Below are 13,045 nucleotides of genomic sequence, written 5' to 3'. Positions count from 1 at the left end.
GCCGCGCGCGCCGCAAGTCCAATCGCCGCTTCAATCCCCGGGGCAGGGCTGTCCGGCCGCACCCCAGATCAACACATCGTTGATGTGGTCCTGCAATGTTCCGGGGGCGGGTTCGCGCGTGCCGCCAGGGTCAAACCCCCAGGCCACAAAGGGGTCATGACCCAGATGTTCGGCAAGGTCCGAGAAATTGCGCCCGCCATTGCGATCGGGATCCCGCATCTGTTGGCACACATCCTGCGCGGTTTTGCCGAACCATTGGAATTCGACCGGCGCCAATTGCCAGATGCCGTCGATATGGGGCGGGGCATGGGCGATGTCATTGGGGCGGGCACTGTCGATGTGGCAGGTGGCACATACCAGCGTTTCGGCCCCAATCCTGCTGTCGCCCGCATTGATGTTCATCCCGTGCGGGCGTGTCGTGCCGTAGCTGGGGCCGGACCACATCGGCGTGTTGTCTGCACCGACATGGCAATTGGCGCAACGGGGGTGCGATGTGACCTGGTAAATGCGGTCCCATGCGTCCAGCCCCGATGCCGTGTCCTGCGCCAACGCGGGCAGGGGGAAGAGCAGCGCCAGGAAAAGGGCAAGATGTTTCATGGTGCGCCTTCAGACAAAATCGATGTGTTTGTTTAGTGGCATTTCGCGGATGCGCTGCCCGGTGGCGGCAAAGATCGCATTGGCCAGTGCAGGAGCTGCCGGGGGCACACCGGGCTCTCCGATACCGCGAATGTCCGCGCCGTTTTCGAGGCCACGCACCTCGATCTCGGGGCATTGGTAGAGCCTCATGGCTTCGAACTGGTGATAGTTCGTTTGCTCTAAGGCGCCGTCCGCATAGGTGATCTCACAATTGATGGCGTGACCCAGACCAAAGATCACCCCGCCCGAGACCTGTGCCTCAAAGTTGATCGGGTCAATCACGCGGCCGACATCTGCGGCGGCGAAGACCTTGTCCATGCGGATGCCGCCCGGCGTTTGCGTCACCTCGACGACAATGGCGCAGGGCACCCCGAAGGAGAGGCAAAACCCAACGCCGCGTCCGCGCCCGGCCTCCATATCCGCGCCCCAGTTCGACATGTCGCCCACCGCGTCAAGTACTAAGCGGGACGGCGCGTGGGTGCAAAGTCGCAGGCGTTCCTCCAATGGGTCTGCCCCGGCCAGATGGATTAATTCATCCAAAGCACAATCGTGGAAAAAGCCATTGCTGGAGGCGCCAACCGAGCGCCAGGAACTGATCGGGGCCAATTCCGGCGCGCGATACCCGGTGACGCGGTAGTTGGGGATGTCGAAGGGTTGATCCCAGGCCCCGGCGACAATTTGCGTGTCCGGTCCGGCCGGTGGAAACCCCTGGCGGCCCAATTGTGAGGCGATGATGGAGGGCATGGCGATCCCCAGATCGCAGGTATCAACCTTGCCATCACGGACCGCGCCGCGCAGGCGTGCCACGGCAATCTGGCGGGTGGCGTCGCTGGCGAAATCCTGTTCGCGGCTGTAGGTCAGTTTGATCGGCGTTCCCTTGCGGGTCATGGCGATCTGTGTGGCGTGGCGCACGACCTGATCTTCGAGCCGATGTCCGAAACTGCCGCCGATCATCTGCGCATGAACGTGGATGTCATCGGCATCCAGCCCGGTGATCTTCGCGACATTTGCCTGGATGAAGCGCGGAATTTGTGTGCCGGTCCAGATGTCAACGCGGGTGTCGGTGACCAGAACCGTGGCATTCATCGGCTCCAGCGGCGCATGGGCCAGATAGGGCGCGCGGTATTCGGCCTCAAGCGTGGGTGCGCCCTGCAACCCTGCATCTATATCGCCCGTATCGCGATACTGGCTGTCGATATTGGCCTCGGTAAAACTGTCGGTGACGGCCTGCCAATGTCCGGTCATCTCTGCGGGATAGGGCGCGGGGCCCCAGGTGACATCGATGGCCTCTGCGGCCTGTTGCGCGCGCCACGTGTTGTCGGCAATCACGCCAATGCCGCCGTCGACGGGCACAATATCCACCACGCCGCGCATGTCCTTGGCGGCCTGCGCGTCATAGCGTTCAACCTCGCCTTTGCGTGGGCTGAGCGTGACCGCCGCATGGAGCATATCCGGCAATCTGACATCGATGCCATAGGCCTGCGTGCCGGTGGATTTGGCAACTATGTCGGCCCGCTGCATCGGCTTGCCCAGATACCGCCAGGTGCCGGGATCGCGCAGCGGGACATCTTGCGGTGGGTCAATCTGCGCGGCCTCTGCCGCGAGTGAGGTATAGGCGATGGACGTCCCATCGGGCAGGATGACGGCGCCCTGTTCCGTGCGCAGATCAGTGATGTTGGCGCCGGTTTTGGCGGCGGCGGCGCGTTTCAGCGTTTCGCGTGCGGCGGCCCCCGCGTGACGCAGCTTTTCATACCCATCCGGCACGGTGGTCGATCCGCCGGTGATCTGGATGCCCAGGAACTTGACCGGCGCGTCCGCGACGGCGCGACCAAGGCGCGCCAGATAGGACGTATCGGTGGCGCGCAGCGGCAGGAGATCATTGGCAAGCGCGGTGTTGTAATAAACGGGCGAAGGCGGGCCGGGCGACAATGTGACCTGATCCAGATCGACATCCAGTTCCTCGGCGATGAGGGCGGCCTGCACCGAATACGCGCCCTGTCCCTTGTCGGCGCGCGGCGTGATCAGGGTGATGCCATCGGCAGTGATCAGCACATACGGCGTGAGGGCGGCTTGTCCGTCGGGCAATGCCTGCAGCAAAGGGTTTTTGTGTGGCCGGTGATACATCACGGCACCAAAGGCAACGCCGCCCAGAATGGCGGCGGACCCGATCAGAAAACTGCGTCTGGCAATGGTGCGTGCGCGTCCCATCGATCAGGCCTCGTTCAGCGTCTTGGCGGCGGTTTTCACCGCGGCGCGAATGCGCGGATAGGTTCCGCAACGGCAGAGGTTGGCACTCAGGGCTTGATCGATATCGGTGTCGGTCGGCTCGGGGTTGAGGTCCAGAAAGGTGGCGGCGGCCATGATCTGACCCGCCTGGCAATAGCCGCATTGCGCCACCTGATGCTCGATCCATGCGGCTTGAACCGCGTGCAACGCGTCGGGCGTGCCCAGGCCCTCGATCGTGGTGACCTCGCCCTCCAGATCCCCAATCGCCATCTGACAACTGCGGACCGGCTGGCCATCCACATGCACCGTGCAGGCCCCGCATTGTGCAATGCCGCAGCCGTATTTTGGACCGGTGATGCCCAACTCATCCCGCAGCACCCACAACAGGGGCATCTCGGGCTCGACATCAACTTCGTGGGCTGTCCCGTTGACGATTAGTTTCATGGCGCGGACCTCACTACACGCTTGGTCATTACCTAGCGGATGCTCGCAACAGGTCCAGCCGGACGTTACGTCGCCCGGGGTGTGAATGGACCTGTAATCAGTGAAGGTGGAGCGGGTAGCGGGAATTGAACCCGCACTTAGAGCTTGGGAAGCTCGCGTGATACCATTTCACCATACCCGCGTTGGATGAGGAAGTATGGGATGCGCCTGAGGCCGTCAAGGACGTGGTGTCCGGGCACAGGCAATCCACCGCTCTTGCGGGTCAGGACGGCGCGTCCACCCGCACCAGATGCCAGCGCACGGCGTCGTTTTTGACCTCATCCAGATCATGCACGCGGGTCGAGAGGCCCACCAGCTGTGTGATGTGATAGGGGATCAGCGTGCCAGAATTGTCGAACAGGTACTTCTGTGCGCCCACGTAGAGCGCGCGGCGTTTTTCGAAATCAAGCTCTTGACTGGCGATATCCAGCATCGCGTCAAAGGTCAGGTCCTTGAAGAAGCTTTCGTTCCATTTTGCGGTTGAGCGGAAGATTTCGTTCAGCGCCTGATCGGCGGGCCGTTCGCCCCATCTGGTGCCGACAGCGTCCTTTTGCATCCAGACCTGTGACCAATAGCCATCGGTGGCGGCTTTGGTGATTTTGATGCGGATACCAGCGGGGGCCAGTTGTTCCTGCAGGGCCACGGCCATGGATGACCAGGAAGGTTCGAGGGTTGAGATATGGACCTCAACATCAATCCCGCCCGGATATCCGGCCTCGGCCAGCAATGCCTTGGCCTGTTCGATGTCCTGGGGGCAGTCGAACTCCGCACGGTATTGGTCATTGGGTCCCACGGGGGTGTCGCAACTGACGATCCCGCCGCCCCCAAGCGCCAGTTTCAACAGGTCTTCGCGATCCACGGCCAGGCGGATCGCCTTGCGCACACGAACATCGTCATACGGGGCCACGTCGGTGCGGAAAACCATGCCGATCCAGTTGCCGGTCGGAATGTCCTGCACGTTATATTTATCCGAATTCTGCAGCACCCGGCGCAGGGACGGATCAATGCCGCGCTCCATATCCAGCTGGCCGCTCAGAAAGGCGGTGAGCCGGGCCAGACCATCCGGGATGCCAATGACTTCGATCCGCGCCAGATGTGGCGCCCCTTCCCAATAGTCCGGATTGGCCGTCAGGATCGAGATGCCATCGGCATCAAACTTTTCGACGATAAATGGCCCCGTGCCGATGCCGGTCTGGCCAATCGTATCGCCCGATCCGTAGGGGATGATTTTGAGCCGGGCATCCATCATCTGCAACGGCAGATCGGCATAGCCGTGCTTGAGGGTCAAAAGCACCGTGCGGTCATCCAGCGCCTCGATTGATTTGACCATGGAAATGACCGACCGCACCGGGCTGTCCATTTCCGGGTCCAGAATACGGTTGATGGTATAGACCACGTCATCCGCGTCAAAACTGCTGCCGTCATGGAACCGCACGCCGTCGCGCAGTTTGAAGGTCCACAGCGTGGCATCCGGATTGACGCTCCATTCCGTGGCAAGATCAGGCTGCGGTTTGCCATCCAGCCCGGGACGCACCAGGCGGTTCATGATTTTTTCGGTGATCTGAAGAACGCGTCCCTTGGAGATCGGATCAAGGCTGGAAAGGTTGCCAAAACCGACCTCGTGCGCGTGGCGGAAGGTGCCCGATGATTGCGCAACCGCTGTGCCCGCCCAAAGCAGCGCACATATCACAAAAGACAAAACAAAACGCATTGCGATCCCCCTGAAGGGGCATGTGGCAGACAGGACCCCCTGCGCCATTAGTTGCGTAAATCCCTGTTCAAATCAATCCGGCCTTTTTGCCATGGCGTTTGTCCTTGGTGCTCACACCAGATCTGCGTCTGTCATGATCTCGACCAAGGCAGGGCCGTCGAAATCCAGCGCCTCCTGAATGGCGGCGTCGATCTGGTCCGCCTCGGTCACCTTGGCGCCATGCCCGCCGCAGAGCCGGGCAAAGGTGGCAAAGCCCGGGTTTTGCAGATCGGTTTCCCAAACCGGCCATTCGCCGGAGCGCTGCTCTTTGGAAATCTTGCCAAGCTCGCCGTTGTGCAGAAGGATGTGGGTGATATCCATCCCGTATTTCACCGCCGTGGTGAATTCCATCGGGTACTGACCAAAACCGCCATCGCCGGAGATTGACACGACCTTGCAGCCTTTCAGATCGGCCTTGTCCTGCGTTGCGGCCCAGGCGCCCAGGGCGGCCGGCAGGCCAAACCCGATCGAGCCGAGATAGCCCGACATCAAGACGCGTTGCTGGCCCTTGGTTTCCAGATAGCGGCCAAAGGAATAGGTGTTGTTGCCGACATCTACCGCAAAGATCGCATTATCCGGCACCAACCGTCCCAAGGCTTCGAAAATTGCAAAGGAATGGATGCCCTTGCCCAGATCTTCCTGCAGACGGTGCCGTTTCTCGCGCCGCCAGATGTCCCACCGGTCCGCCAGTTCGGTGATCTGATCGTCAGCGTCGGGGTTTGTGCAATCCGCGTCCGCGAGGGCGGTGCAGAACGCGCCGACATCGCCCCACACAGGCAGGGCCACAGGGTGGAATTTGCCCAATTGCATCCGCTCATGATCGACCTGAATGATCTCTTTGCTACGCTCAATCCCGGTGTGGTTGGAAAAGCTGGTGCCAAGCGCGATGATCAGATCAGCCTCGTTCATGAACCAGCTGGCAATCGGCGTGCCCGAACGGCCCAGCACACCGCCCGCATTGGGGTGATCATCGGGGACAAGACCCTTGGCCTTGAAGGTGGTCAGCACCGGCGCGCCAAGCCGTTTGGCCAAATCGGCAACGCCGTCCCGCACCGGATAGGCACCATGGCCCACAACGATGATGGGCCGTTTGGCGGCCTTGATCATGGCGGCGGCCTTGTCGACTTCACTCTCGGCGGGTTTGACCGGCGCGTGGGTGATGCGCCCCGCAGGTGCGGCGGCGGGTTGATCGGAGGGATTGGTTTGCACATCATCGGGAAAGATCAGGTGTGATACGTTTTGCTCGACAATCGCGGTTTTGCAGGCCAGTGATGCCAGTTCGGCGTGGTTCGAACTGCCCAGAACGGGCTGCGAAAAGGATGTGACAGCGGCAAAAGCCGACAAAAGATCAATGTCCTGAAACGCTCCGGGTCCCATAACTTGCGTCTGTACCTGACCGGTCAGCGCCAGAACCGGCGCGCGGTCCACCTTGGCGTCCCACATGCCAGTCAGCAGGTTGGTGGCGCCGGGCCCCGCGATGGTCAGGCAGGCCGCGGGCGTGCCCGTTAGCTTGCCATAGGCCGAAGTGGCAAAGGCCGCCGCACCCTCATGCCGGATGCCGTAATATTTCATTTTGCCATCGACCACGGCCAGACGGATCGCATCCGACAGGCCCAGATTGGAGTGGCCGACCATGCCAAAGACCGATTGCACGCCCCAGTTGGTCATGGTTTCAACCATCACATCTGTGACCGTGCGTTCATGCGGCGGCTCGGCCTCAATCCCCACAAAAATCTCGCCATCGCGAATGTCGACGGGATACATCTGCTGGCCGGTGTCTTCGTGCCCGCCGGGCGGTTTGCCGGTCAGCGGATCAAAATCCCAGCCATGCCAGGGGCAGCGTATCCAGCATTTATCGTCGATGCCTTTCTCGATGGACCCTTCGCCCAACGGCCCGCGCTGATGCGGACAATGGTTGTTCATGGCCGCCCATTGACCGCCAAAATGCACCAGACAGATCGATGTGGTGCGCGCGGTGACCGTTTTCACCCGGCCTTCGGGCAGATCGTCGATATGGCCGACGCTTATCCAGTCCAGCGTGTCATCCGTCATGGTCATCTCCTGCCTCGGGGGTGGGGGTCAAAAGGTCATAAATCTTCTGGGCGAAGGTCAGCACCAGAAAGCAGCCAACGGCCCAGATCAAAAGCTCGTAGGGCGCGGCATCGGTGCCCCGCAGCCAGCGCTTGATCAACCCGCCGGTTGGCGGAAGGTCCGGATTGCCTAAAAGACCGGCGCGCGGCCAAAGCGACAGATACCAAAACCGCGACAGGTAAAACATCACGGTCGCCAGACCGGCGACGAGGGCGAGAGTGATGATCCGGCGCATTAGTGCAGCACCTCAACCGTGTCAGGATCAAGCGCGATCACCAGCAGGTTGCCATGCCGCGCCACATCCCCTTCCAGCGACACAAATTGCGCCACGTGATCATAGGCGGATTTGGGCAAGAATGCCCCGTCTGGCCCGGTGATCAGCAGAAAATCTGACCCGTCAACCGGCTGAGTCGAGACAAATACCGGGGGCACGTCACCGATCAGGCACAGGTTGGCACAGGCCTTGTGTGCGATGCCGCGGCCCGGACGCATGGCCCCGGCCAGGCATTTGCCGTCGCAGATTTCACCGGCCAGTTTCCAGCGGCCCAAATGTTCGACATCAATCGTGGGTGCGTCACCGTCAGCGGCTTTCAGTCCCTGTTGGCCACCGCGCAGCTGCAACATGTTGAGATCGCCGCGCTGAAGCACGACGCCGGAGACCGTGGCCAATTGTCCCTCCAGCGGTTTTGCGCGGTCTTCAACGCTGCTTTTGCCTTGCGCGACCAGCATCAACGTCGCGCCGGGCTTGATCCGGTCATTGCCCTCGGTCACCCGCAACACAGGGTAGGGGGTCAGTTCGATCACGCCGGTCACGGTCTGGCGGCCGTAATCAAAGCGGAACGCGCCTTCGCCGGGATCATCCTGCGCCGTGCCCAACGTCAAACCAATCGCGGCAAGGCCCGATACAAAGAGGACGCAGACGGTTAGCAACAGCATGCGCAGCCCCTGCGGGACCGGCAGGTAGCCTACGAAAAAGGGCTTTTTGTCGTCGCTCATGCGGGAACCTCCGTGCCGTGTTGCGGTGGTGCGGGGACCGGATCAACCGGTGTGCCGGGCGGGTTGGCCACCGGGTCCACCTGCACCGACGTGCCATTGAGCCGCAGATTGTAGGTGGGGACTTTTTCCGTGAAAGGTGCTGGCGACTGACCATTGCGCACATCGTATTGGAACCCGTGCCAAGGGCAGGTGACCAGACAATCGATGATCCGGCCTTCGCCCAAGGGTCCGTTCTGGTGGGCGCAGGCGTTGGAAATGGCGCTAAGCTGCCCATCCATCAAAAAGACCGCGACACGTTTGCCATCGGGCAACAGTTTGATCTTGGCAAAGCCGTCGGTCATGTCCGCGACATCGCAGACGTCAATCCAATCTGCCGCATCAGCCTGCAGGGCCTTGTCGCGCCGCCTTTCATGCAAGGCGGCCATCAGATGCAAGATGCCAACGGCCATGGCACCAAGAATGAAAATCACGGTAAACGCATGGTTTTGCTGGTCCTGAAGGATGCCCAGACTGACATGGGCGACCACCGACAAATAGGCCGGGTAGATCAGGTAATGGATGCGCTTCCACACTGGGGGGGACAGGAATTTCATCCAGAAATCATGGCTGGTGGCTGCCAGAATGATCAGGACCAGAAGGGCAAAAACACCAAATATTTCAAAGGGAAAACCGGAGAGTTGTCCATAGCTCGTATTGGCAAAGAGCAGGGCTTCGTATTTGTTGGACATCGAAAAGGCGAAGTACCAATCGATGATGTAAGACGCATGCGTGATCGCCACAAACACGGTCATGACCCCGAAATGACGACGGTTATAGAGCAGGGGCAGAAAACGCTCATCAAGCCGCGCCAACGGGCCGATGCACAAGATTACGGTCAGCATGACAAAGGCACAGGCCCCGAAGGCGCGGGCGTTGTGCACCTGTGGATTGATCGGGCGTTCATGGCTCAGGATGCCCGGCGCGGCGTAAAGGAACACGTATAAAAAGAGCGCAGCACCGGCCAGCATCACCGCGTCGTAGATCCACTTGTTGTTGTTCCATTGAACGGGGATGTATTTGACGCTCATTGGGACGTCTCCGTCGGGGCCGCAAGCTGCACCGGGGCGATGTCCGCAGGCCATGTCTGGCGCAGGGAAAGCCCGGTCAGGATGATCAGGGCAATCGCGACCGGCATGATCAATCCAACGGCGAAATGCGATTTGCGGGGCGGTTCATACCGGCGGGCCCAGGTTTCGGAGTTGCTTTCGTAGATGTACCAGCGCCACAGGACGAGCGGCCAGATCACCACGATCCCGGGGATCAAAAGCACCCGGAACACATAGGCGCCGCGCGCATCTTCATCGATCCGGTCCATGCCAATGGTCAGGAAAATGACCGCCACCACCGCACCGATGCTGCCCCAGATCCGCAGCCCCATCAGGATCATTTCTGCCTGGTTCATGCAACGCCTCCGTAGGACACGCCGGACAACTCCGCCATGTCTTTCTTCCACGTTGTCAGATCATCAAGGGCGAACTGTGACAGATGACTGTGGCCGCAGGCGCGGGCCATGACCTGCATAAGCTCGGTAGAGGCCTCAAAGAAATTCGCCAGTTGTTGCGCGGATTTGTCGACCAGCAGGCGGCTGACCAGATGCGGCTTTTGGGTGGCAATCCCGACAGGGCAGTTATTGGTGTGACAGGCCCGCATCGCAAGGCATCCAATGGCCTGCATGGCCGAGTTCGAGACCGCGATGGCATCGGCCCCCAGGGCCATCGCCTTGATGAAATCCGCCGGTTTGCGCAACCCGCCGGTAATGACCAGCGAGACATCCGCCCGGTCAAGCCTGTCCAGATGCGCCCGTGCCCGTGCCAGCGCGGGAATGGTCGGCACGGAGATGTTGTCGCGGAAAATCACCGGGGCCGCCCCGGTGCCACCGCCACGCCCGTCGAGGATGATGTAATCGACCCCCACCTCCAGCGCGGCGTCGATGTCCTTTTCGATATGCTGCGCACTCAGCTTGTACCCAATCGGGATGCCGCCGGTTCTGTCGCGAACTTCGTCGGCGAACTCCTTGATCTGGCTTGGTTTTGTCCAATCGGGAAAACGCGGGGGCGAAATGGCGGAGGTGCCCGGCTCCAACCCCCGCACATCCGCGATTTTGCCGTTCACCTTTTCGCCGGGCAGGTGACCGCCCGTGCCGGTTTTGGCACCTTGCCCGCCCTTGAAGTGGAAGGCCTGCACATGGGCAAGCTTGTCCCAGCCGAACCCAAACCGGCCTGAAGCCAATTCGTAGAAATAGCGTGAATTGGCGGCCTGTTCTTCGGGCAGCATCCCGCCTTCGCCGGAACAAATGCCCGTGCCTGCCATTTCCGCGCCCGTGGCCAAAGCCACCTTGGCGGTTTCCGACAGAGCGCCAAAAGACATGTCGGACACAAATAGCGGTATTTTCAGGCGCAGCGGTTTTTGCGCGTTTGGGCCGATCACGACATCAGTCCCCACGGGTTCATCTTCCAACAGGGGCGGCGTGGCCAGTTGCGCGGTGATGATCTGGATGTCGTCCCAATCCGGTAACTCGCCACGCGGCACACCCATAGAGGTCACCGCACCGTGATGGCCGGTTTTGGAAAGACCATCGCGCGCATATTGCTGGATCAGACCGGCATAAGGCTCCTCGTCAATGCCATGGCTGGTATCGGCGTAAAGCCCAAGATAAGCATCGCGGTTGAAGGGCTGCGGGTTGGCTTGCCCCCAGGCGTTGATCTCATCGGCGTCCACAACTACATCGTCGCCGTCGATCCAGGCGGTAAATTTCGGCAGTTTTTCGTCATTGGCATAGGCCGATACGCCGGTGTCCAGACGGTAATCCCAATCATGTACACCGCAGATCAAATCCTTGCCGCGCACATGGCCGTCCGACATCAAGGCCCCGCGGTGCAGGCATCGCCCATAGAATACTGAAATTTCTTCATCGAACCGGACGACCACCAGATCGACCTCGCCCACAAGGGCATATTCCGGCGACCGATCCTTGAGATCGCTGAGTTTGTAGATGGCTGTGGGTGTCATAGCTGTCCTGCTTGTTATTTATGCCGGGCCAAACCCGACCACGGCGCGTCCCTTCACCATGTCCGTGCATGATGGAGGCAATCGTTGACAGGTTACAAATTATTTTTGGCGTCCGAACCGTGGGAGGCAGAAATGGACCGGTGGACAGGCAAGATGCTACGCGCATCGCGGCATTGTATCCGCCATAAAATATTGATGTTTCAGGCGATGATGGGTGGGGTCAGGGCCGATGGCAGCGCGTGATCAAAACTTCTTGTGAATAGGTGTTTCCACGGCAAATTGAGGCCCGATCAAGAGCAACACTCTCGGGTTTGTCGGACGGCACATGACGGTGAGCGCGTTCTGACACTCACCACAAGTATCGTTCGTTCTCTGGCAATTGATCGCGTTTTACCGGCTGAAACTTGGTTGAAAGCACCCGGATCGCTTCATCCGGTTGCCCATTGATCGCGTGGCCAAGGACGATGTTCATAAGGCCGGAGCCTTTCATGGCGACCACCAAAGCATGGCCCTTGCCCTGCAGAATGTAGTGGTGGATTGCGGGATCAAAAGGAAATCGCCCCCAATGCAGGTTCTCTCTCTTTGTGTGGCCATGCAGGATGAAATAATCCCGGGCTTCGACATCAATTTTGTCAATTGTCTTGTGCCGAAAATCCGTCATCCGGTCACGCCAGACCTGCCATCTGCCATCCTCTGGAACGATCTCGGGGTGCATCGAAAACTGCGGAGATAGGGCGATGACGCGTTGCACCTGCGTGTATTGCGGCAAAACAAGTGCCATGAATCCCCCCATGCTGTTACCAAGGGTGATGACTTCGTCGATTTTCTCGGAGGCGGATACGGCCTCAATTTGCTGGGCAATTGCCTCGGGGAGCGTGGGGCTGTTCATCCACGTCCGCGTACGTTCTGAAACGGTAAGGACGTGATTGCGCCCGCCGTCAGATGCTGTGCCAACAAATTCCCATGGCGGGTGAAAGCGGCGCCTTTTACCCACCCCGCTTAAACTCACAACAAGCCTGTTACCTGTCCCTCTGATGTAACCGATTTTATGGTCGTCCGTGTCGACACGCATCTCAATCGGCAGGAGTTTTTTGGTCTCGATTTTTCCAACTCCGATATGAGGATGTCACAGGCGCAAGATATTCTGCTGATGCGTCAGAAACAACAGCATTGCGCGCAGGTTAGAAACCAAAATTGGGGTGTTGGGCGGGCTCTTGTTCGACATACGCCAGCGCCGCAAGATCATGTCAGTGCAGACGCCCGGTAGACAGCTAATCGATACTGGCACACGCGCCAGCAGATATCACAGTGATTGGCGTCTTGAAGGTGGGCTTATCAAACTAAATCCCAATACCGTCACTCATTGTGCTTATGATCTCAAAAAAAGCAAACCAACAGATGGCAAGGATCAAGCCGAGAATAGTTAGGTCGATAACTCCCCAAATGACTTTCTTGAGTTTGCCATCACCCTCCTCGCACTGTGTAAAGTGAACTCCGGCAACGAAAGACAGCGCGTTCATAACAAACAAAGCCGACAAAACAGCGGTAATTGATATCACAGCCCAGTTTTTTGTTACTTCAGCTAGAAAGCCAAAAATGCCCAAAACTAGCAAATGCTCGGCGAACTTAAAAACGATGTCCACTGCATAGGTGATTTGGTTACGTTGTTCCACGTCATTTTCCCACATCTTAAAACGAAAATTCATGAATAGTCTTCCTCGCAATTGGGGTATCTAAAACGTAGTTGGAAACTAAAAAGGGGTCAGGCTTTTCGGCCTAACCCCTTGAAATCTCTGGCTCCGGCGGTAGGGATCG

12 protein-coding genes and 1 tRNA gene are annotated in these 13,045 nt (G+C 59.5%); all 13 read right to left on the bottom strand.

Features of this window, described 5'->3' with window-relative positions; genetic code table 11:
* Positions 1-30: 30 nt before the first annotated feature.
* The 13 genes from ACZ1HJ_RS15780 to ACZ1HJ_RS15720 all read right to left on the bottom strand — a co-directional run bounded on the left by ACZ1HJ_RS15780 (position 31) and on the right by ACZ1HJ_RS15720 (position 12,936).
* On the bottom strand, positions 31-597 hold the full coding sequence (locus ACZ1HJ_RS15780) for a hypothetical protein (protein ID WP_472719602.1): 567 nt from the start codon (positions 595-597) through the stop codon (positions 31-33).
* Positions 598-606: 9 nt separating this feature from the next.
* Complete coding sequence (locus ACZ1HJ_RS15775; protein WP_472719601.1) at positions 607-2,844, bottom strand: xanthine dehydrogenase family protein molybdopterin-binding subunit; 2,238 nt, start codon at positions 2,842-2,844, stop codon at positions 607-609.
* Between the two features lie 3 nt (positions 2,845-2,847).
* The gene (locus ACZ1HJ_RS15770; RefSeq protein WP_472719600.1) at positions 2,848-3,306 is read right to left on the bottom strand and encodes a (2Fe-2S)-binding protein; all 459 of its coding nucleotides are present in this window, start codon (positions 3,304-3,306) and stop codon (positions 2,848-2,850) included.
* A gap of 107 nt (positions 3,307-3,413) precedes the next feature.
* Positions 3,414-3,487: transfer RNA gene (locus tag ACZ1HJ_RS15765), tRNA-Gly, on the bottom strand.
* Between the two features lie 81 nt (positions 3,488-3,568).
* The gene (locus ACZ1HJ_RS15760) at positions 3,569-5,056 is read right to left on the bottom strand and encodes an ABC transporter substrate-binding protein (RefSeq protein ID WP_472719599.1); all 1,488 of its coding nucleotides are present in this window, start codon (positions 5,054-5,056) and stop codon (positions 3,569-3,571) included.
* 111 nt (positions 5,057-5,167) lie between these two features.
* Entirely contained in the window at positions 5,168-7,147 is a 1,980-nt protein-coding gene (locus tag ACZ1HJ_RS15755) for a thiamine pyrophosphate-dependent enzyme (RefSeq protein WP_472719598.1), read from the bottom strand.
* Positions 7,137-7,421 (bottom strand): hypothetical protein, encoded by a 285-nt coding sequence (locus tag ACZ1HJ_RS15750; RefSeq protein ID WP_472719597.1) that lies wholly within the window; start codon positions 7,419-7,421, stop codon positions 7,137-7,139. Before ACZ1HJ_RS15750 ends, ACZ1HJ_RS15755 begins: the two co-directional genes overlap by 11 nt.
* Complete coding sequence (locus ACZ1HJ_RS15745; RefSeq protein ID WP_472719596.1) at positions 7,421-8,182, bottom strand: hypothetical protein; 762 nt, start codon at positions 8,180-8,182, stop codon at positions 7,421-7,423. Before ACZ1HJ_RS15745 ends, ACZ1HJ_RS15750 begins: the two co-directional genes overlap by 1 nt.
* Positions 8,179-9,249, bottom strand: coding sequence for a Rieske 2Fe-2S domain-containing protein (locus ACZ1HJ_RS15740; RefSeq protein WP_472719595.1), 1,071 nt, complete (start codon positions 9,247-9,249; stop codon positions 8,179-8,181). The genes ACZ1HJ_RS15745 and ACZ1HJ_RS15740 overlap by 4 nt, the downstream gene beginning before the upstream one ends.
* Positions 9,246-9,623: a hypothetical protein gene (locus ACZ1HJ_RS15735; RefSeq protein ID WP_472719594.1), complete on the bottom strand. Its 378-nt coding sequence runs from the start codon at positions 9,621-9,623 to the stop codon at positions 9,246-9,248. Before ACZ1HJ_RS15735 ends, ACZ1HJ_RS15740 begins: the two co-directional genes overlap by 4 nt.
* Positions 9,620-11,230, bottom strand: a complete 1,611-nt coding sequence (locus ACZ1HJ_RS15730) for a glutamate synthase-related protein (RefSeq protein WP_472719593.1) — start codon at positions 11,228-11,230, stop codon at positions 9,620-9,622. Before ACZ1HJ_RS15730 ends, ACZ1HJ_RS15735 begins: the two co-directional genes overlap by 4 nt.
* A gap of 349 nt (positions 11,231-11,579) precedes the next feature.
* The gene (locus tag ACZ1HJ_RS15725) at positions 11,580-12,119 is read right to left on the bottom strand and encodes an alpha/beta hydrolase family protein (protein ID WP_472719592.1); all 540 of its coding nucleotides are present in this window, start codon (positions 12,117-12,119) and stop codon (positions 11,580-11,582) included.
* Between the two features lie 451 nt (positions 12,120-12,570).
* The gene (locus ACZ1HJ_RS15720) at positions 12,571-12,936 is read right to left on the bottom strand and encodes a hypothetical protein (RefSeq protein WP_472719591.1); all 366 of its coding nucleotides are present in this window, start codon (positions 12,934-12,936) and stop codon (positions 12,571-12,573) included.
* Positions 12,937-13,045 lie beyond the last annotated feature (109 nt).

The sequence above is a fragment of the Roseovarius sp. JB2-10 genome, assembly GCF_055693585.1.
This window is presented reverse-complemented; position numbering and strand designations above follow the sequence as displayed.